Source organism: Mycobacterium sp. TKK-01-0059, assembly GCF_000709305.1.
Classification (GTDB): Bacteria; Actinomycetota; Actinomycetes; order Mycobacteriales; family Mycobacteriaceae; genus Mycobacterium; species Mycobacterium intracellulare.
Genome location: NZ_KL446993.1, coordinates 1,741,154 through 1,767,839, shown reverse-complemented (window position 1 = coordinate 1,767,839; position 26,686 = coordinate 1,741,154). Strand labels below are relative to the sequence as shown.

The following is a 26,686-nucleotide window of genomic DNA, read 5'->3' as shown; positions in this document are numbered from 1 at the left end:
ACTGTGTGGTCCACGGAGGGCCCAGGTGGAATCCCTAGGCCCTCGTGCGTGATCCGCCCGGCAAACCGGGCGTGCCGCGGGTGTCCTCTTTGGGGAAGCCGCAAACAACGGCCGATGGCAACCGTGCCACATGCCAGGCGACTCGCAGCGACGCGACTTGATTACAGCCCCTGCGCGCCACCGACGGTGAGCCAGCTCGGAGCATCCTCTAGAGGAGCCGTCGATGCTTGACGAGTTCTGGCACAACTTCAACCTTTGTGCTACTCGCGGTGCGATGCGCTGCGGCCGCTTACATCGCCGTCCCCGCTGTCCACCGATTGGCCATCCCCGAGGCCAGTCTGAGCCCCTAGCCGCGTCGCTCGGCCTGACGTTTTGCTACAACGTCACCATCGGGATCCCGCTCTACGTTGAAATTGTCAGAATCCTTGGGCAATACAGCCCGTAACCCAAACCGCCATGTCGAAGAGATTGTCATGACAGACCCGGAACTCACCGCTCGACCCTGCCCGGCGACGCAGGACGTCAGCGGCCAAGGAGCGGAGGCCTGATGGCTGTCGACGTGACCGTGCTGCGGGTTTTCACTGATAGCAATGGCAGATTCGGTAACCTGCTCGGCGTAATCGACGCTGCAGCAGTCCCAGCATCTGACCGCCAGCGCATCGCTGCTCAACTCGGTTACAGCGAAACAATTTTCGTTCACCTGCCGGCGCCGGGAAAGCCCACGGCAGCGGCCCACATCTTCACCCCTGCCGTGGAATCGCCATTCGTCGGCCATCCCGCCCTGGGGGCGGCGTGGTGGCTGCGAGACCGCGGCACGCCCGTCCGGAGCCTGCAGCTGCCGGTCGGCGTTGTCGAAGTCGAGTACACCGCCAAGCTAACTATCATCCGGGCTTTCGCGGACTGGACTCCTGAATTCGTGATGCACCACCTGATGTCGCCGCAGGATGTCGTCGACGCTGACCCCAGTGACTATCTCGATGACTTCCCGCACTACGTATGGGCATGGATCAACCGGGACGCGGGGCATGTGCGCTCGCGATCGTTTGCGCCAGAGCTTGGCGTGCGGGAGGACGAAGCCACAGGCGCGGCGGCAATACGCATCAGCGAGCACCTAAGCCGAGATCTGACCATTACGCAGGGCAAAGGATCCGTAATCCATACCGAATGGAGCGCCACCGGCTGGGTATGCCTGGGTGGTCGTGTCCTTTGCTCAGGTATCGCTCATTTTGCCTAACCGGGCCAGGCCCTGATCTACGGAGATGAAAGAGGTTCGCATGCGTCATCCACTCGCTCTGTGCGAAGGCACCATTAAGAGCATGATTCGACGAATAGGACTGACGTTGAACAACAGTGACGAGCCGTCGACAGCGTCGACAAGCGTCCAGCGCCGGCCGTGGCGGGCCGCACAGCTCGAGAGCAGCCATGTGCGCGGGGCCGACGGCTTCCAGGCCGGAAACCTACACGCCCGCAACGCATGAGCGCCGACTTCAGCGACGACTGTCGCAAACCGAACGGAGAATCTCGCGAAACGTGGCTCACTGCCGGAGTCGGTGCTGTGGGGGCGACCAGCTTCTTCTCCGATACCGGCCACGAGATCACGACATCGGTGTTACCCGCCTTCCTGACCGGTACCCTCGGCGCCTCGGCGGCCGCGCTCGGCGTCATCGACGGAATCAGCGACGCATTAATCGGCGTCATGAAGTTGGTCGGCGGTCCACTAGCCAATGACCCCGACAAACGGGGACGGACTGCCTCGGGCGGCTATCTCGGTACCGCCTTGGCGACGGGCGCGATCGGCGCGGCCATGACGGTGTGGCAAGCCGGCATCCTGCGCGCCTTCGCTTGGCTGTCTCGCGGCTTGCGATCCCCGGCACGCGACGCGCTGTTGGCTTCACTGAGCCCAGAGTCGGCCCACGGTCGCGCATTTGGGCTTGAACGGGCGGGTGACAACCTCGGCGCCGTCGCAGGCCCATTGTTGGCCGCGGCGCTGGTGGCCTGGCTCGGCGTGCGACCGGCGCTTTTCCTCGCCGCCATCCCCGGTTTGTTTGCCGCAGTGGCGATCACCGTGGCCGCACGACGAGCTCGTCGAGCAACCCCGGCCGACAGCCGCTCCGTCGCGCGGCGCTTCGAGTTCGCCGCATTGCGCGACGCCGGCATGCTGCGTGCACTGTTACCAGTGGCAGTATTCGAGTTTGGGAACCTCGCGACCACGCTGTTGATCCTTCGCGCAACGCAATTGTTGAGCTCGCCGCAACGCGCGATCACCGCGGCAGCGTCGCTGGCAATTCTGATTTATGCCGCGCACAACATCGTGGCCACGGTCGCTTCGCTGGTGGCTGGCAGATGGTATGACCGGGCCGGGCCACGCGTAGTCTTTGCCACGGGCGCGGGTCTTTACGTCATTTCTTACGTACTGTTCGCTGCTGGGTCGCACAGCGCGCTCATCGTGGCGGTGGGCTTTTCGTTGGCCGGAGCCGGTATCGGGCTGGCCGAGCCAACCCAGTCGGCGGTTGTCTCCCAGCGTCTTCCAGATCACTTGCGCGGCTCCGGGTTCGGCGTGTTGGGTGCTGTTCAAGCGATGGGCGACTTGGTGGCGACGGTCGTGGCCGGGATCCTTTACACGGCAGTCAGCGCGCAAGCTGCCTTCGCATATGCGGCCGTGTGGATGGTAGCCGCTGTCTTCGTTGCCGGTAGGTTGCGCCCGTCGCGACGATAATGTCCATCGGTCAATCGGATCCCACGATTTCGGAGATGGCCTCACGTTGTGGGACGTTGCCGAAGACCCGCCGAAATGAGTCCTGACCATAGCTGGTGGGCTCCGGGTGTCCCGGCTTTAATCGGAACGTTCGTAAGCCGTCGTCGCGACGTTGGGCCCGCAAGAAGAGATAGCTCGGATCGCCTTGCGAACTGAGGTGACGCGCGAGGCCGTACAAATGAGTCACAAACACGATTTTGACCCCGTTTTCCACCATGGCTCGTATTACATCGCGTGCGATCTGAGACCCCTCCCTCTCATTGGTCGAGGCAAAGGACTCATTGCACAACAACAATGATGTCGAGCCAACCACGTCGGCGATGTCACTCATGCGAGCAAGTTCTTCTTCGAGCTTGCCGCGGACGTTGGTGTCGTCTTCTTCGCGTTTGAAGTGTGTGAAGACACCGTCGCGGACGTTGGCATGAAACGAGGCCGCGGCAACAAACATGCCAGCTTGCATCATCACCTGCGCGACACCCATGCTGCGTAAGCAGGTCGACTTACCGCCTTCATTAGCCCCCGTTATCACGATCAACGTCCTCCCGGCAGCATCGATGTCGTTTCCGACGACTGGACTTGTGCCGGTAAGGCACAAGCCCACATCGCGCAGATCACGGCAAGAGAACTGAGGCAGGCCTACTGGTATGGGGGTCGGAAAGCAGGTGGGTGCGTCTGCTTTCGTGAGTTGTTCGTAGAGGTTGGTACATGCTAAATAGAAGCCGAGTTCGGTGCGTAAGCGGCCGAAGAAGCCCTCGACGTGGTCCGCGGATCGTGTGACCGTGTTGGCGACGTCGTTGATGGCACGACCGGCCAATTCGGTGAGCGCCTTCGCGCCGGCCTCGTCGCGGTCATCAACGACGAATCCACAGCTGCCACTGTGGTTTCCGGTCAATCTGTCCCACCAGTTGCGCGCGGGCGGCTGATGAAGAAGATAATCTGTGCCCTTGTTGCCCAGACTCAGTGAAGCGCTGAGCATTACCCCTCGCGGGAGATGCAGCTCGCGAAGGTCTGCATCGAGCTGCTTGAGGTACTCGTCGCAGACCTGAGTGCTGATCATGTCAAGCAACTGTCGAAACCCGACCGAGCTGAAACCATGGCCTTGTTCGCTGCATACTGCCCGCAGCTGTCGAAGGTTGCCTACTAATAGTTCGAGGACACGGACGGAGCGGCGCAGTATGGCTTGCGGGTCCCGGGACATTAATCCCCCGAGGAACACCTTGCGCCGGACCTGGACGCCGTCGACCGCGATGTCGTACATATGCTGCACTACCGCGCGGTTGGCGAGACAATCCGCCAGGACTTGTTGGCGGTAGACTATGACGTCAGGATCGGTAACCGAAAGCGGCACAATTTTTTTCGCTGTCTCGAGTAAAAAGTCGTCGCCGCCGGCCATGGCGTTGTAAACGCGCCGCAGTTCGAGGTCCTCATCGACGAGGTCCTGCAAGCGCCAAGGCAGCCGCGGTAATAGATCGGGGTCGTGAACCGGGTCTAGGAGCCGGACTCTCATTGGCTGATCCTCCGCCCCAGTGCGTCGTAGCTCAAGCCGTATTTGTTGGCGAGCGCAGCAGCATATGCCAGGCCGTCAGCGGGACGGCGAGTGAACTTAAAGGTCCGCTGGGTCGGGTCATCTCGAGCGACTTCACCAACCATGCTGACGCACATCGGATCCAGTGTGGAAAGTTCGTCGAGGAAACTGACATAGACCGCGATGCAACCCAGTGTGACGATTCGTTCGAGCACCTCTCGACCAATTAACAAGGCATCGTTGACGGTGGTCGACGAGAAGCTTTCGTTCATGACTAGGATGCTGGTATCGGTCGCGCGCGAGAGAATGTCATGAATGCGCACCAGCTCGTCATCGAGTTTTCCATGCAGCGTCGAGAGATCTTCTTGTCGCTCGAAGTGGGTAAAGATCTGGTCGGGCAAGGTCAGGCGGGCGACGCTGGCAGGTATCGGACAGCCAATCGACGCGAGGTAAGCGCACTGGCCGATCGTCCGGGCGAACGTCGTTTTGCCCCCCTGGTTTGGGCCGGTAACGACGAAGGTGCGTTCGGATCCCGACAGATAGAAGTCGTTGGTGACAGGGCGATTTTGTTCCTGGACCATACTGATGGCCAGCGCAAGGTCGAAAGCGTCGCCAACATTCATCACGCCGGGATCGTCGGTCATGTCCGGATAACAAAACGCGAGTCCCAGCGTCCTGAAACGGCCGATGAACATCAGATATGAGAGATAGAAGTGGATCTCGTGCTCAAATCTCGCAACAATCGGTTCTATAAAGTGTTCGTGATTGTGGCAGAAGCTATCGAGAAGCCTAAAGGCTTCCGGATGAAGTCTAGCGACGCATTCGAGAATCTGCTCCTCGATATGGTTCATATCGTTGAATTCCGGAAGCGCGACACGGTAGTCCTTGCTGACCTCCGTCGCGAAACGTTCAAACGTTTCAGCGATGGCCGTACTGTAATCACTTTGTTCGTTGAACTTTTGGACATGAACTTGAAGGCCCTCAATGTGCACCATGTATCGCACTCTGCGCAGATGGTCTCGCATCGTTTGGGTCTCGGCGGCCAGCGTCTTGAAAGCCTCGCCATTGATGTAGCCCGTAACGTGCTCAGCGAAGTTGCGCAAGCCCGGCGAACGCATTCTCATGTCGGCGACATTATTGCCTAGCAGTTCTATTGTGCGGCAATAAATCTCGATCGCAGCGATTAGCCAACCCTGTCGTTGCAGGCGGTGCCACGCGTTCCTCGCCACGGTAAGTCGACCGCGCATGGCACGGATGCCGTCGACGAAGTTTTGTATCGATGACCGTGTGTGCTCGTCCTCGAGGTCACGGAACACTTGCTGGCGGTACTGCACAGCCCGCAGGTCATGGAGGGGTGCACAGAAAGTACTCGCGATCTCACTGTCGCCATACCCAGCCGTCACCGCGGCGAAGATCTGGTCGAGATGAAGGTCGGCGAGGAAGTCTGGTGAGGGTGGCGAGCTACTGCCGCGGTCATCCACTCCGGGGTCAAGGATGCTGGTGAAGATGGCCATCTTGCGCTCACCCGCCTTCTACCGTAAGTCGTCCATGGTAGAAGCCATCAGCCGGCGCGGCAGTTGTGGCGAGCTTCATCGCCGTGTTGTCCATGTTACCCCGAGATCACCTGCGCAGCTGGCGCAGCGAGCTGTCTGACGGCGATTGTTGTGGGGTTCGTCGTGTCGCACAAGAGCCCTGGCGTACTCATCTTCTGCGGGTGATGATGGGAGATGCGGCGGTGGAGCTCGCCGAATCGCGGATTGTCGCCAATGGCTCCTGGGTAGCTACCAGCGAGGATGCAATGCCCATCTCAAAGCTAAGGAAATGTCGATGAGTTCTCCATGCCGCGGGATGGGGAATCCGGCGCGGTACAACGTCATGTTTTGGCTACCGCCGGGCGGTATCGACAATGAGATTTTTGCAGCGTATTGGGCAGAGTTGGCCGACCTTGACGCTAGCGACGTCGGCCCTGTGCTGGATCGACTCGCGGATGCAGGCATCGGCGGGTATGTGGCAACCCCGGGCGGAACGCTGAGTCGCAATTTGCGGCGGCATCCGACTCGGCGACTGTGGGTGGATTCACTGCAATACCATCGTGCGGAAGACGTTCTGATGACCTACCTCAACCACAAGCCTGCTACAGGCCAGAGTCATTCGGCGACAACGTTGTAGCGATCCCACGCCAACTCGGTCGACTCGGCCCGGCTGCTTGCAAGTCGCCGTGCGCTGACTTCAACGGTCCAGTGAGAAATCTAGCTGCGTAGGTGCGACGCGCGGTCTGCTTTCTCGGCACGGACGCCTCCCATGCGGAAGGTCAGCTGCTTTCACGAGCTGTCCGCAAACCCAGGAACCACGGCGACTGGCCGGGTGCTATGACGCAAGAGGTTTCGCGTCACGGTGCCGGTCACGATGTGGCTTAGGGTGGGACCGATTCCGTGCTGGGGGCGGCCCACCACAATCAAGGTCGCGGCGCAATCATCTGCGGTCTTGAGAAGAGCCTTAACCGGATCACCGTTGAGAAGGTGATATTCCCACTCCACATGGGCCGCGTTGAGAGCTTCGCCGACATGCTGACGTTCGGTGTCGAGCTTTCGTTTGAGGGCGTCAGCCGACTGACCCGATGATCCGGAAATGGCGCCGTCGGAAATGTCGACTACATGGACAACGTGAACAGGTACGTTCAGGGCGCCGGCCAATTCACTAGCGAAGAGCACTGCGGCCCGGCTAGCGGGGTGGCGGTCATACCCGACGACCAATGCCATAGCGCGAACCCCTCGCCCCGTGTATGCCCAAATGAACAGGAGCCATCAGCCGAGTTGGCGGTTCGGGCACAGCCCAGGCGGAGATCCATCGCCAACGATCAGGCTAGCCGTTTGGCCCCGGTAGAGGCCAGCGCCAATACGATTGACCTGGTTCGGAACAGGCGCGTAGCCTTCGAGAGGACAGGCGGTGGGGCCCGTCAAATTTGCCACCGTACCTGGGCGCTAGGAGAGCCTGGCGGTTGCCAACGGTCCCTGGGAGTTGACCAGTGCCGTTCGCGTAGCGCGTTCAGACACGTTGCGCGGCGCCAATGGACCCAGGAGCCGATCATGAACCGGTCATCATTACCCGTACCAATGCCACACCCTGGGCAAGTGCTATCGCATTCGATCCTGTCTCCGCCGTCGCGGATCGCGATCGCCGGTGACTGGCACGCCGACACCGACTACGCGGTGGGAGCCATAGAGCACGCCGCCAGGCGTAATGCCACAGTGCTGCTTCACCTCGGGGACTTCGGCTACAACTTCACCGACCACTTCTTGGATTCGCTTGACCGCGCGGCGGATCGCTGCGGCATCGTCTTGGGATTCATCGATGGCAATCACGAGAACTTCGACCGGCTGTACAGCTGGCCCGTTGGCGCTGACGGCCTCCGTCAGCTGCGCGAACACGTCGTCCATTTGCCGCGGGGATTTCGCTGGCAGTGGGCCGGGACCAGATGTCTGGCGCTCGGCGGCGCGTACTCCATCGACCGCTTTCTGCGCAAGCCCGGACGATCGTGGTGGGCGCAGGAATGCATCACAGCTCGGCAAGCTCGCGACGCCGGAATCTCCGGGACTGTCGATGTGATGTTTTGCCACGACTGTCCGGCCGGAATCACCGTTCCGGGCGCGTCACGCGACCGGTTCGGATTCCCGGCTCAGGAGCTGCAGCGCTCCGAGCTGTACCGAGTACGGTTACGGTCCGTCGTCGACATGGTCCGTCCGGCGCGATTGTGGCACGGGCACTTCCACCACCGCTACCAAGCGGTGCTGCAGGGTAATGGATATCGCACCGTCGTTGATGGTCTGGGCAAAAACGGTGATCCGATCGACAACAACATGGTGGTGGTCAATCTGGCGCAGCTCGGCGCTCACCGACTCAGTACTCCGAACAGCACGCGACCAGCCCATTCTGACTTGACCAACCGAATCGCCGTTGGTTAACTGACATCGGCGATGGAGTCCGCCAGAAAGCGTTGCTTTCGAACCGCCGCAAGGCTGATGGCACCTGCAACCTTTGAAGGAGTCGCAGGTGGCTTGTGTCTTGAGTCGCGCAAGCCCGATACGTTCGGCGTCGCGATGAAATCGGCCGACGAATCCCTTGTCGAATTGCGTTGCGCCATGGCAATCCTCCGTAAGGACGCGGTACTGCTGTTGCAGCGTGACGACGGGGATTGGGTGCTGCCGGGCGGCCGGCCGCGCGCGCACGAGAGCATGGGCTCATGTGTGCGGCGAGAAACCCGCGAAGAAACCGGCCTGGATATTGAACCCCTGGGCTGCGCGCTGGTACTGGAAGTCAACGATCCGCACAGCCGCCGACGAATCGTCGAATTGGTCTTTGTTGCAGGCCAGTTCGATTCCGATGCGCCGACAGGGGGCGAGCCGGGCCGGACGCCGACGTGGGTGTCGTGGGAAGATCTGAAGGGTGTAGCACTGCACCCACCCATCGCCGGCTTCCTTCGGGACCTATCCCGGGGGGACGGTCGACACGCCCGATACTTGGGCAATCTGTGGCGGCCAGGACCGGTTACCTAATGACGAGTCTGCCGCTACCGGTCATTCAAGGGTTACAGGTCCTCACTGTTGCCGGCGGTGCACCAGGCATCAGCGGCTTCATTGCTTGGTTCGAAGCGCGTTTGCAAGGCCGTCGCGGACCACGGATTCTGCAGCCGTATTTCGACCTGCGGAAATTCTTCGGGAAAGAGACGTTGGTGCCGCGCGGCGCCGGCCCGTTTTTCCGGCTGGCGCCCCTGGCATCCTTCGCCTGCTATCTCACTGTTCCCATGCTGATTCCCGTGCTCACCAGTTACGCGTTGCCGCTGGGCTATATGGGTGATATCCAAGGCGGGGGCCTGGTCCTGGCATTCGCCAGCTTCCTGGTTGCCGTCGCTGCCGCCGAAACCGGCGATGCCTACGCGCAGCTTGCATCCAGTCGCGCCAAGACGTTTGCGGCGATTACCGAACCGGTGGTGTTGCTTGTGGTGTTCACGGTGGCGCTGATCACCACCACCGATCTTCCCTACGTCCTGGGAGCCACCGTGCGCAGCGGCCCCGACCAGATCGTGCGACCCGCTCACCTGTTGGCTTCAGCCGCGCTCTTCATGGTGATCCTGTACGAGACAGCACGGATCCCTGTCGAAACACACACCGGTACAACGGAATTCGGAATGATCGAGACAGGACGCTCCTTTGAGCACTCTGGGCCGGATCTTGCCCTGCTGCATTGGGGTGCCGCAGCCAAGCAATTCGTCCTGTATGTGATTTTGCTCAATGTCTTTGTCGCCCCCTGGGGGATGGCCTCCACCACGAGCCCAGCCGCAGTCGGACTGGCAATCCTCGCATTGCTGGCTAAGGCGGCACTCTTGGGCTGCCTGGTCGCGGTGATCGATAACAGCTACGCCAAGCTACGGCTGTTCAAAATCACCGAATTCGTTTCTGCAGCCTTACTGTTGGCGATCCTGGCACTATTTACGCTTTACTTGGGAGGCGGCTGATGCTCGTGCTCGCAGCAACGGAGTCGGTCCCGACAGTATACGAAGGCGTCGCGAATACCGTCGCGCTGATCGTCTTGCTGCTTGAGTTCGGGATGCTGCGCGCCGCACTACTGCGGGGCCAGGTGCGCCTGTACGCTGGCCAATCACTGGCCGTCAGCGTCTTGGCCGCTGTCGTTGCGTTCGGGCGCGACGTCCCCGAACTCTATGCGTTGGCGGTACTTTCGCTGCTACTGAAAGTCATCGTGGTACCGCTGCTAGTGGTAGGACTTCTGCGGGAGGCCAACCAAGAAATCGCCGGCAGCGGCGCACTCGGGGTCGCCAACGAGGTGCTGATCTCGATTGCCGTGGCGGCCTTCGGATTTTTCGCCGTCGGCGTGCTCGGAATCCATTCCCCCGTGCTGCCCACCGCCGCGCTCAGTCTGTCGGTGGCCGTGATCTTGGTGGCCTTCATCCTGATGATCGTCCGCCGCGACGTCGTCAGCCAGGCAATCGGCTTCTTCTCACTGGAAAACGGTGTCTCGTTGGCCAGCCTGGTAGTGGCTGCCGGGATGCCGCTCATCCTCGAAGTTGCATTCTTGTTCGACCTACTTGTCGCCGTGGTGGTTTTCGGGGTCCTGATGCGTACCCATCACCGCCGAACACAGTCGCTTTCTACCCAGACACTCGACCGGTTGCGGGGATAGTCCATGTCGATTGTCGTTGTGCTGCTGGTCATCTTGCCGCTGATTACGACACTGGTGTGCCTGCGCGCACCGCATCGCGTCGCGGCCACGGTGACGGCGTTAACCGGTGTTGCCGCCTTTATCCTGGCCGTCGCACTGATACCGGCCGGCGTCGGCCACACGATCACGGCATTGCGCTACCTGAGGGCCGACTCACTGTCACTGATCTTTCTTCTCGGCACTTGCTTCCTTTACGCCGCAGTCGGGATCTATTCCGTCGGCTACCTCGCCGATGAAGAGCGCGTGGTCCGCACACAATCAGTCGATCAGCAAGCCCGGTTTGCTCGCCACAGTGCCCGCTTCTACATGGGCCTCAACGCCTTCGCATGGTCGATGATCTGTGCGCCGTTGGTCAATGGGCTTGCGCTGTTATGGATCGCAATCGAGATCACCACGGTCATTTCGGCGCTATTGGTCGCATTGGACGACACCGAAGGGGCGACGGAGGCTGCATGGAAGTACGTGCTGATCGCCTCCTCGGGGCTTGGGATCGCGCTGCTGGCAACGATCTTCATGTATTACGCAGGCGCGCAGGTACTGGGTCAGTCGTATGACTTGGCGTTCGACCCCATGATTGCCGCGGCCGGCCAATCACCCCACACACCGGTACGGTTAGCGTTCGTGCTCGCGGTGGTGGGCTACGGCACCAAAGTGGGATTTTTCCCCGTGCACACCTGGCTTCCCGATGCGCACGCGGAGGCTCCCACACCGGTCTCGGCGCTACTGTCGGGATCGCTTCTGGCTGTGAGTTTTTATGCGATCCTGCGCTATTACCAGATCACAGTGGCCGCATTAGGACCCCGCTTCCCTCAAATGGTGCTGTTGGTCTTCGGAGTGCTCTCGCTGCTTTTGGCTGCGCTTTATCTGCTCGAGCAGCGGGATATCAAACGGCTACTTGCATATTCGAGTGTCGAGCACATGGGCATCCTTGCGATCGGCATGAGCTTCGGCGCACCGATTGCCCTGTCCGGCGTGCTGCTCCACGTGCTGGCCCACGCCGCGGCTAAGGGCAACGCGTTCATGGGTGCGGGCGTGCTGGTGCGCAAATTCGGCACCAAGGAACTAGCACGAATGGCGGACGGCATCGGCGTCTTGCCCTGGTCGGGCCCGCTGTTCTTGGTCGCTGTCCTGGCGCTATCGGCGATGCCGCCTTTCGGCTTGTTTCGCAGCGAATTCCAGATCGTCTCGGGTGGATTTGCCCACGCCCGCAATGCCGCAGCAGCCGTGCTCGTCTGTCTGGTCACCCTGGCATTTCTCGGCTTGACCCTCGCAACGACCCGAATCCTTTTCCGCCCTCACCCCGTCGACCCGGCCGCTGCCGAATCGCCACAGATCCCGGGTGAACCCAGTCGGTGGATGGTCACCCCCGTTGTCGCAGGAGTCCTCGTCCTGCTGATGCTCGGGCTTGCACCCCCAGCCGACTTGGTCGACCTGCTCAACCATGGCGCCAGCGAACTCGCGGCTGGTGGCCGATGACCTCGGCGGCGACGACGGACGCCGTCGACCTGCCGCTGGAACGCTGGCGGGCCGACGTCATCGAACACGTGCACGCTGGCTGTCGCTTTGCCGCCGTGTACGCCTCCCACGATGTGCAGACCGCACAATTGCATGCTCTGCTGGTTGGTGGTGCCCGGGTCAGCTGCCTTCGCACCCGGTTGACCCCGGACTCCGAGGGCGCGATGTCGTACCCGTCACTGACCCCCGATGTGCCGGCCGCGTTTTGGTACGAGCGGGCTCTGCACGACCTGTCCGGCATAGTGCCCATCGGGCACCCCAGGCTCGACCCTCTGCTGTTGGCCCGCCAACCCGGGCAGCCATCACCGCGGCCTGGCTACATCAACCACGCCGCGCTGGATCACCACGTCCGTTCCAGCGCCGCCGAACCACGTGGACCGGTCGATGTCGGCGGCGGCGGCATCTTCACCTTGCCGTTAGGTCCAGTGCGATCGGGGGTTTTCGAATCCATCGAATTTCTCATCGAGACGCCCGGGGAGGACATACCCCACCTCAACATCCGGCCACACTATAAGCACCGCGGAATCGCAAAGCGGTTCGAAACGTTGCCCGTTGCCGACGGGATCCTGGTCGCCGAACGCGTCGAAGGAATCTCGTCAGTGGCGCATGCGCTCGCTTTCGCCCATGCAGTCGAAGACCTCACCGGCGCAACTCCGCCACGGCGTGCGCGACTGGTTCGGGTGATCCACGCCGAACTCGAGCGCATCGCCAACCATCTCGACGTGGTTACGCGGCTATGTGACGCCGCAGGACTCGCTGTCCCTCTGGCCCGGTTCGGGTGGCACAAAGAAAGCACTATGCGCTTGGTCTCTGCCCTGTGCGGCAATCGATTTGGTCGCTCGGTCGTGCGGGTCGGCGGAATCAGCGCCCCGCCCGGGCTGAAACCGGCCGAGCTCTCCACCCGACTGGCGGCGGTCGTACAAAAGATCCGTCGTGACCGCGACGCACTGATGGTGGACGCTTCGTTCCTCGACCGGCTGCGCGGAACCGGGCGTCTGGACCCTTCGTTGGCGGTATCGCATGGGGCGCTGGGTCCAGTAGGCCGCGCGTCTGCCTGTGACGACGATGCACGCAAACGCCCTTACGACGGCTACGCAGAACTCCCCGTTGTCGACGGCGCCGTCGTCGACGATCGCGGTGATGCGCTGGCTCGGCTGCGGGTCCGGTGGGGCGAGATCGACATCGCCGCCGAGCTGATCCGTCGCGCCTGCGATCGGCTCTCGCCGATCGCCGAGACGGCGATCCTGGCGCCGGTCGAGGCAGTCGACGGTTTCGCACTCGGGTGGGCCGAAGCGGCCCAGGGCGAGGTGCTCTACGGCTTGGAGGTCCGTGAGGGCATGATCCGGCGGTGCTTTGCCCGCTCGGCCTCCCTGCATAACATGCTGCTCTTCCACGATGTGTTCGGCGGTGACATCTTCACCGACTTCCCGTTTATCGAAGCCAGTTTCGGGTTGTGCTACGCCGGGGTGGCGATGTAGATGCCGTGGGTATTCCGAGGGCTCCGTGACGGCATCATCACCAGCCGCTGGCCCAAACACGCCGATGACTACTTCGATCGATCCCCTGCAGCAGTGCGGGTCACCGCAAACCCGGACACCCGTTCTAGTTTGCCTGCAGCCGCGGCCGCTGAGGTCTGCCCAACCGCTGCTATATCGATTGAGCCGCAACCAGAGCTGGACCGCGGACGCTGCATCCTGTGTGGACGCTGCGTGGAAGTGGCCCCCCAGTGGTTTGCCTGGGACTCCGGAGCGGCCATCGCACGATTGTCCCGAGAAACCCTCGTCGTCAAAGACGTTGACGGGAGTGATGAGGCGCTCGTGGAGCTGCGGGTGGCTTTGGCCAAGCGCGTGCGCCGCCTACGCCGTTCGGTGCATCTGCGCCACATCGACACAGGTTCGGACGGCAGCGACGAATGGGAAATTCAGGCCCTGACCAATCCGGTCTACGACCTGCACCGGCTGGGAATCTTCTTCACCGCCAGTCCTCGCCACGCCGACATCCTGTTGGTCACCGGAATAGGGGCGGCAGGAATGATTGAGCCACTGCGACGTACGTTCGAAGCCATGCCGGCGCCAACGGTCGTGATCGCTGTCGGAACCGACGCTGTCAGTGGAGGATTGATCGGCGGCGGATACACGGGCGGCGTCGGGATCTCCGATGTAGTGCCCGTCGACGTGTGGATACCCGGTGCGCCGGCCTCTCCGTTTAGCATCCTGCACGGCATCCTGTTGGCTTTGGGCCGCGCTCCTCTGGTCCCCGCCCGGAGCACGTCATGTTGATCGCTGGACTGGCGCTACTGGCTGCGGCGGCGTGGATCAGCGCATGCACAACACGCCGCCTCCGTCGCGTCACGCAACGGCGTTTAGACGCTGCGGCGTGGACCGCGAACACGGCTGGCGCCGCGATCATGGTTACCGCCGGTGCCTGGGCGGTGGCCGGTCATCCGCAACGAATCGGCCTCGGCGGATTGGCGGGATTTGGTCCGGCTGCACTGCGCGTAGACGCGTTATCAGGGCTGTTCCTCATCGTGTCATTCGGGGTCGCCGTCCCGGCCCTGATCGCCGCGGCCGCATCGGCTAACCGACTCCGTCCACGCCTACCGGCCGCCATCGCCGCCACATTGGCCGCTGTCGCGATCATTCTCGCGGCCGACAACCTGTTTGTTCTGCTCTTCGGATGGGAGCTCCTGACCGTCGCGTTCTACCTGGTATCGGGATACGACCGCGACCTCCCCGGCAGGGCACGCGGCTCCGTCATCACCGTGATATTCGGTAAGGCCAGCGGCGCGGCGCTGTTGATGGGCGCTTTACTGCTGACTGCGCACACCCACACCTTCGCCTTCACCGCCGGCGCAATCGACTCTCACAGTGCCGCAGGCCAAGCCTCTTATGCGCTGCTGCTCTTGGGGTTCGGCATCAAAGTCGGTTTAGTGCCGGCCCACATTTGGATGCCGCGGGGATATTCCGCAGCGCCTGGCCCCGCCCGCGCGCTGATCGCTGGCGCTGCCGTCAACGTCGGCTTCTACGGTATGTGGCGTGCCCTCAATGTCTTTGGTGCTCCACCGGTTTGGTTGGTCTGCGGCGTGCTCGTCATCGGCGGCGTCACCGCCATTCTCGGTATCGCCCACGCCGCGGTCAATCCCGATCTGGCCACCTTGATCTCGTGGTCTAGTGTGGAAAACGCCGGCATGATCACCGCCGGGTACGGCGTGGCGCTCGTGGGTGCTGCTGCCAGCGAACCCAAGCTGGTGGCAACGGGACTCATCGCCGGCACCGCCCAGGTGATGGCCCATGCATTAGGCAAGACACTGATGTTCGTCTCCGCATCGACGATCGAACACGCCACCGCCACCACCGCGCTCGACCGACTCGGCGGAATCGTGCGTCGGCTGCCCTGGGCGGGCACCGGACTGGTGATCGGCTCGCTGACACTGGCCGGACTACCGCTGACCGCGGGCTTCGCCTCCGAATGGTTCACCCTCGAGTCGCTGATGCAACAGTTCAGAGTCACCAGTCTGGCAATGCAACTGTCCACCGCCGTCACTGGCGCGTTGATCGCGTTGACCATCGGTATCGCTGGAGTGACCTTCGTGCGGGTCGTCGCGCTCACCGCATTTGGCCCGGCTCGCATCGATGAGCCCCAACTGATTCCCATGGCCGCGCGCGTGGATCGCCAGTGGCCCTACCGGTTCGGTATAGCTGTGCTGGTAACCGGCTGCCTGGGAGCCGCGGCGGTTGCGCCACTGGAGGTGGGCTTGATCGCACGCGGCCTGTGGCCAATCGTAGGAGATCAGGCCGCTGGCGCTAACGCCGAGCCGTGGGTCTTGCAGCCTGTTTTCGCGAAGTTTTCCGCGTTGTCGCCCTCGTGGCTATGGATCGTGCTGCCCGCGATGGCCGCGTTCATCGCGGGCTGTGCCGCAGTATTCGCCGGCCGCAACCCGTTCCGGGCTCGTACCGTCACACCGTGGTCCTCGGCTTCACCGGGGGTCGACCGTGGCGTCGGCTACACGTCCTCCGGTTATGCCAACCCGGTGCGCAACGTGCTGGCTACCGTCCTGCTGACCCGAACGGCCCTCTTGGAGGCCGAGGAAGAGCCCCATAACCACCAGGATTCGCCGCACCGATATACCTACCGCATCGATGTCGTCGACGTCGTCGAGCGTTACTTTTACCGGCCGTTGACCCGCGGCGTTCTCGGCGTGTCACGCACCGCGAAAAAGCTTCAGTCCGGTCGCCTGGATGCGTACATGGCTTATATGCTCATCGCAGTCCTGGCCGTTCTCGCCGTCGTGATCGCGACATCATGATTCAGATCCGTCAGACCGGTAGGGTCAGACGATGGGCGGGGGCAACCCGAACGGCAACTCTTTGGCCGCCGCTTCGATTTCGAGGAGCCGGTTGTATTTCGCGACGCGTTCCCCTCGGGCAGGGGCTCCCGATTTGATCTGACCGCTCCCCGATGCCACCGCAAGGTCGGCGATGAACGAATCGCCGGTTTCTCCGGAACGGTGAGAAATCATCGCGCCATACCCTGCTTCCCGACACAGAGCAAGCGCCTCAAGGGTTTCCGACACTGTTCCAATCTGGTTGACCTTGATCAGCGCAGCGTTGCCGATGCCCGCGCGCACAGCAAAGGCGATCAAATCTGGGTTGGTCACCAAATTGTCGTCGCCGACCAATTGCACCTTACCTCGCAGCGCGCTCGTCAACTTCCGCCAACCTCCGACGTCGCGTTCGTCCATTCCGTCCTCGATGCTCCATATCGGGTAACGATCGACCATGGCGGCGTAGCGATCGATGAGATCCTCGCTAGACAACGTCTGGCCGTCGATTTGATAGCGACCGTCACGATAAAAGCCGTTCGCGGCCGGGTCGAGCGCTATCGCGACACCACCCCCACCTGCGATGTAACCGGCGTCGCCAATCGCCTGGGTCAGCAACGCCAAAACATCTTCGGGACAACTGATCTCGGGAGCAAAACCGCCCTCATCCCCCAGCCCGGTTGCCAAGCCGCGATCGGTCAGAGTCGAACGCAGTTGGCGATAGATCTCGGCGCCGGCGCGCAATGCTTCTGAAAACGACGGCGCCCCGATCGGGGCGATCATGAATTCCTGGAAGTCGAGGTCATTGACCGCATGAGCACCACCATTGATGACGTTGAAGTGAGGAACCGGCAGCCTAGGATGTACACCGGCGCGAGTCAGCCACTGCCACAGCGATTGTCCAGACTCAAGAGCGAAAGCCCGAGCGGCAGCCATCGAGACACCAACAATCGCATTGGCCCCCAATCGAGACTTATCGGGTGTGCCATCCAGCGCTTGCAGCTCCTGGTCAATCTGCTCCACCGCGGTGAACAGTCGGTTTGTCAGCAATTCAGCGATCGGCCCGTTGACATTGGCCACCGCATGGCGCACACCCAAACCGTCGTAGCGCTCATCATGATCGCGCAATTCGACGGCCTCTCGGCTGCCGGTCGACGCCCCAGCCGGAACACCCGCACCTACGCTTCGGCCATCGGTCAGCGTCGCGGTCACCGAAAGCGTTGGCCGGCCACGGGAATCGAGTATTTCGAGTGCAGATATCGACGAAAATTGAATGGCCACGTTTCTTCCTCCGCGTCACATTCGGCTGGGGCGATCGACCATCCGAATATCGATGTGTTCGCAGGGACCGTTGGCTGTCGATCTCGACGCGCTTTTGTGGCGAGCCCCACCGCCATGTTGCGTTCGCCCTTTATAGCATACCCAAAACGCAACTAGACATACCTTGATTGATGTCTCGAAAACTCTTGCCCGACAACGGCAAGAAGCGATGGAGGAGGATCCCCTCAAACTTGGCGCCGATTGTGACGAGCGGCGACGTAGCGTGACCGCTTTCTGGCCGAGATGATGCTCGAACTTTACGAGCAGTGAGGCATTGCGACCAGTGTCCTGCAAGCACCCCGCGCTGTCGATACCGTTATAGCGGGCTACCTCACCGCAGCGGTTCGGAAGGCACCCCGTAGCGGTCCTGATACGCGCGTACCCGCTCGCGGACCTCGCCGGCGACGAGCCCGGTGTCCGACCAGGTGTAGCGGCTGTGCCCGCCGTCGGAGGGATGGGAGGCGAGGAAATCGCGCATCCGCTGCTCGGTGTCGGGACGCAGCTCGCGGTCCAGCCGCTGGTAAATGTCTTTGATCGTGGTCCACGGATCGGTCATGAAGTCCGCGAACTGCACGTCGATGACCCGCCCCGCGGGCACGGCGCCGCTGTCGCGCAACGCCATCTCGCGCTCCAGGCCGACGACGATCTCCTCGTAGGATTGGTCCGCGCACTCGGTGATGCTGGATTCGTCGCTGCACATCTGGCGCAGGTGATGGGTGAGCGCGGCGATCGACGAGATGACATTGACCGGATCGCGGTGTGTCTGCACGATCAGCGCGTCCGGGTATTCGGCCAGGAGCGCATCCAGCTGCCACAGGTGCGCGGGCGACTTCAGCAACCACTGGCCGGGCACGCCGGACTGCAAGTGCTGCAGGAAGATTCGATGGAAGCGATACGCCCCCGCGTGGTCGGCCTCATACAGCAGCCAGCGATAGTAGCCGGGTAGTCGGTACTGCACCGAGAAGATCATGCTGACGAACTCGGCCGCGGTGATGCGCACGCACTCCTGCCCGACCAGGGCGCCCATCGGATGAAAAGCCAAGAAGCCGGGCATGATCTGTTCGGACATGTCGATGCTGGCCTGGATTTGGGCGATGCGCGGATCGTCGCGGTAGGTGTCGGGTTGCGGGACCGGACAGGGCTCGTCGACCTCCCAGGTCAGCGGGGCGCGCAGCGCGGGATCCTGGGCGAGCAGGTCGTAGAGGATCGTGGTCCCGGTGCGCGGCTGTCCGACGATGAATATGGGCGCCGTGATCTTCTGCTCGGCGATCTCGGGATGTTGTTTGCGCCAGGCGATTACGCCGAGGCGGTTCTTCAGTGCGCGCATGATGTCGAGGTGGGCGATCTCGACGCCGATGTCGGATAGCCGCGCATCGTTGATCAACCCGTCGGTGACGCGGTGCAGCCCGGGGCGCCAGCCCTCGGCGCCGAAGTCGTCGCTGCCGGCTTCCTCGCAGGCGGCGGCGATCAGCCGTTCCGGGGCGAATCGGTCCTGCAGTGTCATCACCGCTCCTGTCCTTGGCGCACCGATACCGTCACGTCGGGTGGGCTCGGATTGTCCAGCCAACGCAGGACGATGAAGCCGCGGTGCCGGCCGCCGGTGTCGAGCCAGTGGCCAAACCCGAGGTCCTCGGCGGAGATCGCGATTTGCACGCGCCCGTCGGCGTCGGGCCGCACACCGCGATTCGTCACCGAGCTGTGCCGGCGGCGCGGCTCCAGGCATTCGTGCCAGATGCTTTCCAGGGTGACGTTCCAGTACCGCGTGTCGGGCGGCGCGATGTCGAGAACGAGGGACTGGCCGGGCTCGAGCCGGAAGGTCCCCATCATGTAGAGGTTGTCGGGCGTGGTGTCGGCCGCGCCCAGATCGGCGGCCTGGGCCGTCAACAACGTGTTCGGGGTCTGCAGGAGTTCGGGCTTGATGGTGCGGTGCAGGGTCGTGAGTTTCATCAGGGACCATGCCATCGCGGTGAACTGGTCGGCGAGTTCCTCGTCGGTCAGCGTCGTCAGCGGGCCCGGGTCCAGCGCCTCGATGCGCAGCGCGGCCAATTCCTCGTCGGCCCGGTCGCCGATGTACTCGCGCACGACCACCGACGACGCGTCGGCGGGGATCTTCACCCACTGCGCGCCGGCCAGGTCGGGCGGTTCGTCGGCGGAGAGCACCAGCGCGAAGTTGCCGGAGTTTAGGACCAGGTCCGTGTCGCTCACGTAGCCCGCCATCCGCCGCGGGGTCAGCCCGGTGCCGGCGAGGATCTGAAAACCGAGGTAGGCGCTCGTGCCGCGGGAGCCGGTGATCCGGTAGCGGCGGTCGCCGCGGATCATCGCGAGGTAGTAGTTGCCGTCGGGGTTGGGACCGCCCACCATTCGGTTGTCCGAACACATATCGAAAAACGACGGCCGATCCGGGTCGGCCTCGACCGACATTTGTGCGCACAGCGAGGACACCCGCGCCACCACGCGCAACCCTTCGGCGAGTTCGCGTTCGGACTCGGCGTCCTCGCTCACGATCTTGCTGACGTCGGTGAGCATCTGCTGAAAGAACTGCAGCGCGGCGCGCGCCTTCGGGGCGGCCTGATCGGACGGATCACCAGTCTGAGACATCGTCTCATGGTAAGACTATGTCTTACGATTTTGGTGTCGATTCGCGAGAACGGGGTGGGGGCATGTCTCATACGTCCGCTTCCGTGCCTGTGCCGCCGCTGGCCGAGCGGAAGCGAGCGGCAATGCGGCAGCGCATCGCCACCGCCGCCGCCCAGCTGGTCGCCAGCCGCGGTCTGGCGGGGGCAACCGTGGACCACATCGCCGACGCCGCCGATATCGGGCGGGCGACGTTCTTCCGCTACTTCAACTCCAAGGAAGACGCCGTGGCCGAGGGCATGAATGCCCACTGGCTGAACCGGATCACCGCCGCCCTCGCGGCGCAGCCGCCGCAGCTGAATGCGATCGACGCGGTCATCGGCGCGTTCGGCGAACTTGCCCGCGGTTTCGCGGAGATCGAGAAGCAGGTCCGCGAATTGGCCACGCTGACAAGGTCATCCGAGACCCTGGACGCGTGGACGCTGCACATCTACGTGCGCTATGAGGTGGCGATCGCTGAGCTCGTGGCGCCGCGGATGCCCGGGCTGGCCGCGCACGATCCGCGGCCGCGCCTGATCGGCGCGCTGGCGATGGCGGCCGTGCGCATCGCCCTCGACGACTGGCTGAGCCACGGCGGCTCGTTGCCCGACCGGGTGAGCCAGGGTCTGGCCGCGGTCGCGGTCGACCACGCGGCGGCCGTCAGCCGCCGGTGAGGGCTTCCACGATGAGCCGGGTGGTCCGCTCCGCCCGCCGTCGGGAGTAGGACTGCGCGCCGGACAGGATCGGATACACCACGCCGCCCACGATGGCGTCCGCGGCGGATTCGGCGGTGGTCGCATCGATGCCGTCGGCCAGCAGCCGCGCCCGCACCCGTTCGTGCAGCGGCGCACTGAATCCGGCGCGCAGTTTGACGGCGGTGTCCTCGTGTTCCATGCACGCGACGGTCAGCGTGCGCAGCATGGCGGAACCCCGCGGCGTCGTCAGGCTGGTGAACAGCTTGCCCACCCACCCCACCAGGTCGCCGGCCAGGCTGCCACTGTGGTTGACCGACGACAGCAGTTTGTCGGCGTCCTCCAGCATCACGTCGGCGACGAGCGCGGGGCGGGTCGGCCACCAGCGGTAGATCGTCTGCTTGCCCACCCCAGCACGGGCGGCAACCGCCTCGATGGTCAGCCCGTCGAACCCCCGCTCGAGCAGCAGTTCACGCGTGGCGGTGACGATCGCCGTGCGGGACTTCTCGCTGCGCCGCCGGGGCGAGTTCGCCGGCGTGCCCACCTCGGTGAGATCGCTTGGCATCTGGTGGTCCTCACTGCTGCGCTGGCCCGCTTTACATATCCTGACTACCCCCGGTAGTCTGCCACAAGACGAGACGGTCCGTCTTGTCACACGACGATCCCAAGCGCGGCGAAGCCGGGCACAGCGGGCCGTCGCCTCGATAGCGCGGCACGTCGTCGCGATAGGAGCCGGAAGGGTAGCAGTCAGTGCGGCCAACGTCAGTCACCATGCGGCCGCGCGCATGACCCTGGGACTGAGCCCGGAGCAGCAGGAGCTCTGCGACGCCGTCGGGCAGTTCGCCGCCCGAAATGCGCCCATCTCCACGACGCGCGACACCTTCGACGAGCTCGCGACAGGCGGTCTGCCCGCATGGTGGGATGCGCTGGTCGCCAATGGATTTCATGCCGTACACCTGCCGGAGGAACTCGGCGGCCAGGGCGGACGGCTGATCGACGCCGCCTGCGTGCTCGAGTCGGCGGGCAAGTCGCTGTTGCCCGGTCCGCTGCTGCCGACGGTCGCCGCGGGTGCGGTCGCCTTGCTCGCCGATCCGACACCGAGCGCGCAATCGCTGGTGCGCGACCTCGCCGCCGGCATCACCGCCGCCGTCGTGCTTCCGGGCGACGGTGACCTGCGCGCGCGGGCCGAAAACGGGCGCTGGATCGTCAGCGGCGCGTCGGGGGTCACGCCCGGGGTGTGCGCCGCGCGGATCATCCTGGTCGGCGCCCAGACCCAGGACGGCGACGTCGCCTGGGTTCCGGTCGACACCCAAAAGCCGGCGGTGACAGCCGAACCCGTCTCCGGCACCGACCTCGTCGCCGACGCCGGGATCCTGCGCCTCGACGACTATGCCGCGACGGACTCCGAAGCGCTCACCGGCATCGACCCCGAACGGGCGCGCTGCGTGCTGGTGGGACTCGTCGCCAGCACGACCGCCGGCATTGTCCAGTGGTGCCTGCAGGCCGTCACCGCCCACCTGCGCAGCCGCGAACAATTCGGCAAGGTGATCGGCACGTTCCAGGCGTTGCAACACAGTGCGGCAATGCTGTTGGTCAACAGCGAGTTGGCCACTGCGGCGGCCTGGGACGCGGTGCGCGCCGTCGACGAGTCAGTCGATCAGCACCGGATGGCCGCCGCCGGCGCGGCCGTGATCGCGATCTCGCCGGCGCCGGATCTGGTGCTCGACGCGTTGACGATGTTGGGCGCCATCGGCTTCACCTGGGAACACGACGTGCACCTGTACTGGCGGCGGGCCATCAGTCTGGCGGGATCGATCGGCCCGGCGAACCGCTGGGCGCGGCGGCTGGGGGAGCTCACGTGCACCCAGACGCGCGACATGTCAGTGAATCTCGGCGACGCGGAACCCGAATTCCGTTCCTGGGTGGCCGAGACGCTCGATGCGGCCCTGCAGCTGCGCAACGACAAACCCGCACCGCATGGCGATTATGAGCACCTTGCCACCGGGCCGCAACGCACGCTGATCGCCGACGCCGGCCTCATGGCGCCACACTGGCCGGCACCGTGGGGCGTCGACGCGGATCCGCTGAAACAGCTCATCATCGACGAGGAGTTCGCCAAGCGACCCGCCCTGGTTCGGCCCTCGCTGAACATCGCCGAATGGATCCTGCCCTCGGTGCTGGCCGCCGCGCCAAAAGACTTGCAGGAGCAGCTGATCCCGGCGACCCAACGGGGCGACATCCTGTGGTGCCAGCTGTTCAGCGAGCCGGGAGCCGGCTCCGACCTCGCGTCGCTGGCCACCCGCGCGACCAAGGTCGATGGCGGCTGGCGGATCAACGGTCACAAGATCTGGACATCGTTGGCCCAATACGCCGACCTGGGCGCCCTGCTCGCGCGCACCGACCCCGAGGCCAGCAAGCACCGTGGGATCGGCTATTTCATCCTCGACATGCGCTCCCCGGGGGTGGAGATCCAGCCGATCAAGACGGCGACGGGCCAGGCACATTTCAACGAGGTGTTTCTCAACGACGTGTTTGTTCCCGACGAGATGCTGCTCGGCGGCCCGACCGACGGCTGGAGCCTGGCGATCGCCACGATGGCCGAAGAACGTACGGCCATCAGCGGATACGTCAAGTTCGACCGGGCCGTCGCGCTGCGCCGACTCGCCGCTCAACCCGGACCCGACCGCGACGATGCGCTGCGCGCACTCGGTGAGCTCGACGCCTACACCAACGCGATCAGGGCGCTCGGGGTGCGCGAAACCATCCGGCTGCTCGACGGCCAGGCCTCCGGTCCGGCGTCCAGCATCGCCAAGGTCGCGATGAACGTGCTGCTGCGGCGCACCTTCCAGGCCACGCTGCAGCTCACCGGGCAGGTCGCCATGGTCGACGACCCCGACGCCGCGGTGGTGGAGCCTTATCTGCATCTGCCGGCCGAGCTGATCGGTGGGGGAACCAGGGAGATCCAGCTCAACATCATCGCGCAGATGATCCTCGGATTACCCCGAAAGTAGGACAGCTCATGGGATTACGTGGCGAAGCCGCGATCGTCGGGTACGTCGAACTTCCTCCCGAACGGATGACCAAGGCAACGCCCGCCCCGTTCGCCCTCGAACAATGGGCGGAACTCGGCGCCGCCGCACTCGCCGACGCGGGTCTGCCCTTCGAGGTCGTCGACGGCATCGTGGCGTCACACCTGGCCGAGTCGGAGATCTTCGTCCCGTCCACCATCGCCGAATACCTCGGCGTGGGAGCGAGGTTCGCCGAACACGTGGACCTGGGCGGGGCCAGCGCCGCGGCCATGGTGTGGCGCGCCGCCGCCGCCGTCGAACTCGGCATCTGTGACGCGGTGCTGTGCGCGCTGCCCGCCCGCTACATCACCCCGATGTCACCCAAAAAGCCCAGAACCCTGGGTGACGCATTGTATTTCGGGTCATCGAGCAACCAATACGGCTCTCCCCAGGCCGAATTCGAGATCCCCTACGGAAACCTCGGCCAGAACGGCCCGTACGGCCAGGTCGCCCAACGCTATGCGGCGATCTACGGATACGACGAGCGGGCGATGGCCAAGATCGTCGTCGATACGCGCACCAACGCCAACCACACCGACGGTGCGATCTGGAAGGACAAGCCGCTGACCGTCGATGACGTCCTGGCCAGCCCGGTGATCGCGGACCCGCTGCACATGCTGGAAATCGTCATGCCGTGCGTGGGGGGCGCCGCCGTCGTAGTCGCCAACGCCGACGTTGCCCGGCGCTCACGCCATCGGCCGGTGTGGATCAAGGGTTTTGGCGAACACGTGCCGTTCAAGACGCCGACCTACGCACAGGATCTGCTGCACACCCCGATCGCCGCGGCCGCCGACACGGCGTTCGCCATGACGGACCTGACTCGCGAGCAGATGGACATGGTTTCGATCTACGACTGCTACACCATCACCGTGCTGCTCTCGCTCGAAGATGCGGGTTTCTGCGAGAAGGGCAAGGGGATGGAGTTCGTCGCCGGCCATGACCTCACCTTCCGCGGCGATTTCCCGCTCAATACCGCGGGCGGCCAATTGGGTTTCGGCCAGGCGGGTTTGGCCGGCGGCATGCACCACGTCTGCGACGCCACCCGCCAGATTATGGGCCGCGCCGGGGCGGCACAGGTCGGCGACTGTCACCGCGCCTTCGTCTCCGGCAACGGCGGGATCCTGTCCGAGCAGACCACGCTCATCCTCGAGGGAGACTGATCACCGATGACCACCTTCGAGCGGCCGATGCCCGTCAAAACTCCTACCAGCGCCCCCTTCTGGGACGCGCTCGCCGAGCACCGCGTCGTCATCCAGTATTCGCCCTCCCTGCAGGCGTATGTGTTCTATCCCCGGGTACGTGCACCGCGCACCCTCGCCGACGACCTGGAATGGCGCGAGATCTCCGGGATGGGAACGCTGTACTCCTACACGGTGGCCCACCGGCCGGTCAGCCCCCACTTCGCCGACGCGGTGCCGCAGCTACTCGCCATCGTCGAATGGGACGAGGGCCCAAGGTTTTCCACCGAGATCGTCAACGCCGACCCGGCCCGCCTGCGGGTGGGGATGCGGGTGAGGCCGGTCTTCTGCGACTATCCGGAACACGACGTCACCCTGCTGCGTTACGAGCCGGCCGACTGACGCTCAGGTCGACGCCCGCACCACCAGGTGGGCGATGTCCGTCGGCTCGGGGGAGGGTGGGGCAGGTTGTCCCAGCCGCTCGAAGACGGCGGCGAGGGCGGCGTCGGCGACCGCGCAGGGATCGAATTGGACGGTGGTCAGCGGCGGCGTGCTGACCATGCCCATGGGGCTGGCGTCGACGCCCATCACCGCGAGGTCGCTGGGGCACCGCAGCCGTGCTTGATGGATGCCGTAGAGGACGAGGCAAGCGATCTCGTCGCTCTGGGCGCAGACGGCGGTGACCCCGTTGCCCACCCATCCGGTGACGACGTCGGCGGCGTTGTCCAGGGTGACCTGGTCCACCCGCACGGGTGGGAGGTCGCGCAGTTGCGCGGCCCGCGAGACGCCTTCGAACCAGTAGTCACCCAGCGGCCTCCACCGGGCAATTCCGGTATAGGCGAAGGCGATTCGGCGGTGGCCACGTTCGACGAGGTGCTCGATGCGCATCTCGCCGACCGAGAGATGCGGGTTGTTGAGTGCGGGCAGCGTCCCGATCTCGATGTGCGGGATCCCGGCCTTGGTCACCGCTTCGCGGGCGGCCGCGCTCAGCGGGAAGAGACTGGTGATCGCGACGGGGTCCAGGTTCTCGATTGCATCGACGACATGATGATCGTCGTCGGTCTCGAAAACCTGGACCTGAAGCAAACCTTGGCGGGCCAGCGCCGTGGTCATGCGGCTGCCGGCCTGCATCGGCATCTCGCCCACGGCCACGTGCGGAACCACATAGAGCACCACACCGCTTTTGCCGCGCGCGAGATTGCGGGCGGCGAGGTTGGGCCGGTACCCCAGCAGCTTCGCGGCGCGGTAGACGGCATCGCGGGTTTCGGGGGAGATCCGCCGGCCCTGCGCGTTGTTCAGCACATAGCTGACCGTGGCGGTCGACACGCTGGCCAATCGGGCCACGTCCGCGGTGGTCGGACGCGCCGCTTTGTTGGTGCTCAACTTGCGCTACCTTCCGGACCCGGTCATGCCCCATGGTGGCATGCGAGCCCGATCGGCACCGCAGGATGTGGTGCCGTCCGAC

23 protein-coding genes, 1 pseudogene and 3 riboswitches are annotated in these 26,686 nt (G+C 64.0%); of the genes and pseudogenes, 16 read left to right on the top strand and 8 right to left on the bottom strand.

Annotated features, from left to right (window positions below; genetic code table 11):
* Positions 1 to 251 precede the first annotated feature (251 nt).
* The 4 genes and pseudogenes from K883_RS26580 to K883_RS08605 all read left to right on the top strand — a co-directional run.
* Positions 252 to 445: pseudogene (locus tag K883_RS26580) on the top strand (sodium-dependent bicarbonate transport family permease); the annotation flags it as partial.
* Positions 446 to 547: 102 nt separating this feature from the next.
* Positions 548 to 1,234: a PhzF family phenazine biosynthesis protein gene (locus K883_RS08610; RefSeq protein WP_020823974.1), complete on the top strand. Its 687-nt coding sequence runs from the start codon at positions 548 to 550 to the stop codon at positions 1,232 to 1,234.
* 82 nt (positions 1,235 to 1,316) lie between these two features.
* Positions 1,317 to 1,478, top strand: a complete 162-nt coding sequence (locus K883_RS27470) for a hypothetical protein (RefSeq protein ID WP_020823973.1) — start codon at positions 1,317 to 1,319, stop codon at positions 1,476 to 1,478.
* Positions 1,475 to 2,716 (top strand): MFS transporter, encoded by a 1,242-nt coding sequence (locus tag K883_RS08605; protein ID WP_020823972.1) that lies wholly within the window; start codon positions 1,475 to 1,477, stop codon positions 2,714 to 2,716. The genes K883_RS27470 and K883_RS08605 overlap by 4 nt, the downstream gene beginning before the upstream one ends.
* Positions 2,717 to 2,726: 10 nt before the next feature.
* Here K883_RS08605 and K883_RS08600 read toward each other — a convergent pair whose 3' ends face one another.
* From K883_RS08600 to K883_RS26570, 3 genes are all read right to left on the bottom strand, one after another.
* The gene (locus K883_RS08600; protein WP_020823971.1) at positions 2,727 to 4,199 is read right to left on the bottom strand and encodes a MutS-related protein; all 1,473 of its coding nucleotides are present in this window, start codon (positions 4,197 to 4,199) and stop codon (positions 2,727 to 2,729) included.
* Positions 4,200 to 4,258: 59 nt separating this feature from the next.
* Complete coding sequence (locus K883_RS08595; protein WP_020823970.1) at positions 4,259 to 5,794, bottom strand: MutS-related protein; 1,536 nt, start codon at positions 5,792 to 5,794, stop codon at positions 4,259 to 4,261.
* Positions 5,795 to 5,825: 31 nt separating this feature from the next.
* A riboswitch (Fluoride riboswitch) is annotated at positions 5,826 to 5,886 on the bottom strand.
* Between the two features lie 715 nt (positions 5,887 to 6,601).
* On the bottom strand, positions 6,602 to 7,039 hold the full coding sequence (locus K883_RS26570; RefSeq protein ID WP_080687384.1) for a universal stress protein: 438 nt from the start codon (positions 7,037 to 7,039) through the stop codon (positions 6,602 to 6,604).
* Positions 7,040 to 7,068: 29 nt separating this feature from the next.
* Positions 7,069 to 7,141: riboswitch (Fluoride riboswitch) on the bottom strand.
* A gap of 252 nt (positions 7,142 to 7,393) precedes the next feature.
* On the opposite strand from K883_RS26570, the gene K883_RS08585 reads away from it, so the two are divergent.
* From K883_RS08585 to K883_RS08555, 8 genes are all read left to right on the top strand, one after another.
* Positions 7,394 to 8,242 (top strand): metallophosphoesterase family protein, encoded by an 849-nt coding sequence (locus K883_RS08585; protein WP_036454218.1) that lies wholly within the window; start codon positions 7,394 to 7,396, stop codon positions 8,240 to 8,242.
* Positions 8,242 to 8,316: riboswitch (Fluoride riboswitch) on the top strand. (Overlaps the previous gene by 1 nt.)
* A 61-nt stretch (positions 8,317 to 8,377) precedes the next feature.
* Positions 8,378 to 8,833, top strand: coding sequence for an NUDIX hydrolase (locus K883_RS26565; RefSeq protein WP_020823966.1), 456 nt, complete (start codon positions 8,378 to 8,380; stop codon positions 8,831 to 8,833).
* Complete coding sequence (locus K883_RS08580; RefSeq protein WP_020823965.1) at positions 8,833 to 9,792, top strand: respiratory chain complex I subunit 1 family protein; 960 nt, start codon at positions 8,833 to 8,835, stop codon at positions 9,790 to 9,792. Before K883_RS26565 ends, K883_RS08580 begins: the two co-directional genes overlap by 1 nt.
* Positions 9,792 to 10,475, top strand: a complete 684-nt coding sequence (locus K883_RS08575) for a hypothetical protein (protein WP_020823964.1) — start codon at positions 9,792 to 9,794, stop codon at positions 10,473 to 10,475. The genes K883_RS08580 and K883_RS08575 overlap by 1 nt, the downstream gene beginning before the upstream one ends.
* 3 nt (positions 10,476 to 10,478) lie before the next feature.
* Positions 10,479 to 11,990, top strand: a complete 1,512-nt coding sequence (locus K883_RS08570) for a proton-conducting transporter transmembrane domain-containing protein (protein WP_020823963.1) — start codon at positions 10,479 to 10,481, stop codon at positions 11,988 to 11,990.
* A complete protein-coding gene (locus K883_RS08565) occupies positions 11,987 to 13,507 on the top strand; it encodes a hydrogenase large subunit (protein ID WP_020823962.1) in 1,521 nt (506 codons plus the stop codon). Before K883_RS08570 ends, K883_RS08565 begins: the two co-directional genes overlap by 4 nt.
* Positions 13,508 to 14,308 carry an NADH-quinone oxidoreductase subunit B family protein gene (locus K883_RS08560; RefSeq protein ID WP_036454214.1) on the top strand — a complete coding sequence of 267 codons (801 nt, stop codon included), beginning with the start codon at positions 13,508 to 13,510 and terminating at the stop codon, positions 14,306 to 14,308. It begins immediately after the preceding gene.
* Positions 14,302 to 16,335: a proton-conducting transporter transmembrane domain-containing protein gene (locus tag K883_RS08555; protein WP_020823960.1), complete on the top strand. Its 2,034-nt coding sequence runs from the start codon at positions 14,302 to 14,304 to the stop codon at positions 16,333 to 16,335. Before K883_RS08560 ends, K883_RS08555 begins: the two co-directional genes overlap by 7 nt.
* A gap of 24 nt (positions 16,336 to 16,359) precedes the next feature.
* Here K883_RS08555 and eno read toward each other — a convergent pair whose 3' ends face one another.
* The 3 genes from eno to K883_RS08540 all read right to left on the bottom strand — a co-directional run bounded on the left by eno (position 16,360) and on the right by K883_RS08540 (position 20,268).
* On the bottom strand, positions 16,360 to 17,631 hold the full coding sequence (eno, locus tag K883_RS08550; RefSeq protein WP_020823959.1) for a phosphopyruvate hydratase: 1,272 nt from the start codon (positions 17,629 to 17,631) through the stop codon (positions 16,360 to 16,362).
* Between the two features lie 370 nt (positions 17,632 to 18,001).
* Positions 18,002 to 19,174, bottom strand: coding sequence for a sulfotransferase family protein (locus K883_RS08545; protein WP_036454212.1), 1,173 nt, complete (start codon positions 19,172 to 19,174; stop codon positions 18,002 to 18,004).
* The gene (locus K883_RS08540) at positions 19,174 to 20,268 is read right to left on the bottom strand and encodes a DUF1214 domain-containing protein (RefSeq protein ID WP_020823957.1); all 1,095 of its coding nucleotides are present in this window, start codon (positions 20,266 to 20,268) and stop codon (positions 19,174 to 19,176) included. Before K883_RS08540 ends, K883_RS08545 begins: the two co-directional genes overlap by 1 nt.
* Before the next feature lie 62 nt (positions 20,269 to 20,330).
* Here K883_RS08540 and K883_RS08535 point away from each other — a divergent pair, with 62 nt between their 5' ends.
* A complete protein-coding gene (locus K883_RS08535) occupies positions 20,331 to 20,957 on the top strand; it encodes a TetR family transcriptional regulator (protein ID WP_051197778.1) in 627 nt (208 codons plus the stop codon).
* Here K883_RS08535 and K883_RS08530 read toward each other — a convergent pair.
* Complete coding sequence (locus tag K883_RS08530) at positions 20,944 to 21,540, bottom strand: TetR/AcrR family transcriptional regulator (RefSeq protein ID WP_020823955.1); 597 nt, start codon at positions 21,538 to 21,540, stop codon at positions 20,944 to 20,946. The two genes, K883_RS08535 and K883_RS08530, sit on opposite strands and share 14 nt — an antisense overlap.
* A gap of 220 nt (positions 21,541 to 21,760) precedes the next feature.
* Between K883_RS08530 and K883_RS08525 the strand changes: the two genes are divergently transcribed.
* The 3 genes from K883_RS08525 to K883_RS08515 are packed head-to-tail and all read left to right on the top strand — an operon-like array spanning position 21,761 to position 25,623.
* Positions 21,761 to 23,986, top strand: coding sequence for an acyl-CoA dehydrogenase (locus K883_RS08525; protein WP_020823954.1), 2,226 nt, complete (start codon positions 21,761 to 21,763; stop codon positions 23,984 to 23,986).
* Positions 23,987 to 23,994: 8 nt separating this feature from the next.
* A complete protein-coding gene (locus K883_RS08520) occupies positions 23,995 to 25,203 on the top strand; it encodes a thiolase family protein (protein ID WP_020823953.1) in 1,209 nt (402 codons plus the stop codon).
* A gap of 6 nt (positions 25,204 to 25,209) precedes the next feature.
* On the top strand, positions 25,210 to 25,623 hold the full coding sequence (locus K883_RS08515) for a Zn-ribbon domain-containing OB-fold protein (protein WP_020823952.1): 414 nt from the start codon (positions 25,210 to 25,212) through the stop codon (positions 25,621 to 25,623).
* Positions 25,624 to 25,626: 3 nt separating this feature from the next.
* On the opposite strand, the gene K883_RS08510 is transcribed toward K883_RS08515, so the two are convergent.
* Positions 25,627 to 26,604 carry a LacI family DNA-binding transcriptional regulator gene (locus K883_RS08510; protein ID WP_020823951.1) on the bottom strand — a complete coding sequence of 326 codons (978 nt, stop codon included), beginning with the start codon at positions 26,602 to 26,604 and terminating at the stop codon, positions 25,627 to 25,629.
* Positions 26,605 to 26,686: the final 82 nt, after the last annotated feature.

Coding starts and splice junctions, on each gene's coding strand:
- K883_RS26570 (WP_080687384.1), bottom strand. CDS start 7,039: ATGGCATTGGTCGTCGGGTATGACCGCCACCCCGCTAGCCGGGCCGCA.
- K883_RS08555 (WP_020823960.1), top strand. CDS start 14,302: ATGTTGATCGCTGGACTGGCGCTACTGGCTGCGGCGGCGTGGATCAGC.
- K883_RS08525 (WP_020823954.1), top strand. CDS start 21,761: ATGACCCTGGGACTGAGCCCGGAGCAGCAGGAGCTCTGCGACGCCGTC.
- K883_RS08560 (WP_036454214.1), top strand. CDS start 13,508: ATGCCGTGGGTATTCCGAGGGCTCCGTGACGGCATCATCACCAGCCGC.
- K883_RS08565 (WP_020823962.1), top strand. CDS start 11,987: ATGACCTCGGCGGCGACGACGGACGCCGTCGACCTGCCGCTGGAACGC.
- K883_RS08540 (WP_020823957.1), bottom strand. CDS start 20,268: ATGTCTCAGACTGGTGATCCGTCCGATCAGGCCGCCCCGAAGGCGCGC.
- K883_RS08580 (WP_020823965.1), top strand. CDS start 8,833: ATGACGAGTCTGCCGCTACCGGTCATTCAAGGGTTACAGGTCCTCACT.
- K883_RS08585 (WP_036454218.1), top strand. CDS start 7,394: ATGCCACACCCTGGGCAAGTGCTATCGCATTCGATCCTGTCTCCGCCG.
- K883_RS08530 (WP_020823955.1), bottom strand. CDS start 21,540: ATGCCAAGCGATCTCACCGAGGTGGGCACGCCGGCGAACTCGCCCCGG.
- K883_RS08575 (WP_020823964.1), top strand. CDS start 9,792: ATGCTCGTGCTCGCAGCAACGGAGTCGGTCCCGACAGTATACGAAGGC.
- K883_RS08570 (WP_020823963.1), top strand. CDS start 10,479: ATGTCGATTGTCGTTGTGCTGCTGGTCATCTTGCCGCTGATTACGACA.
- K883_RS08545 (WP_036454212.1), bottom strand. CDS start 19,174: ATGACACTGCAGGACCGATTCGCCCCGGAACGGCTGATCGCCGCCGCC.
- K883_RS08515 (WP_020823952.1), top strand. CDS start 25,210: ATGACCACCTTCGAGCGGCCGATGCCCGTCAAAACTCCTACCAGCGCC.
- K883_RS08605 (WP_020823972.1), top strand. CDS start 1,475: ATGAGCGCCGACTTCAGCGACGACTGTCGCAAACCGAACGGAGAATCT.
- K883_RS26565 (WP_020823966.1), top strand. CDS start 8,378: ATGAAATCGGCCGACGAATCCCTTGTCGAATTGCGTTGCGCCATGGCA.
- K883_RS08595 (WP_020823970.1), bottom strand. CDS start 5,794: ATGGCCATCTTCACCAGCATCCTTGACCCCGGAGTGGATGACCGCGGC.
- K883_RS08520 (WP_020823953.1), top strand. CDS start 23,995: ATGGGATTACGTGGCGAAGCCGCGATCGTCGGGTACGTCGAACTTCCT.
- K883_RS08535 (WP_051197778.1), top strand. CDS start 20,331: ATGTCTCATACGTCCGCTTCCGTGCCTGTGCCGCCGCTGGCCGAGCGG.
- K883_RS27470 (WP_020823973.1), top strand. CDS start 1,317: ATGATTCGACGAATAGGACTGACGTTGAACAACAGTGACGAGCCGTCG.
- K883_RS08610 (WP_020823974.1), top strand. CDS start 548: ATGGCTGTCGACGTGACCGTGCTGCGGGTTTTCACTGATAGCAATGGC.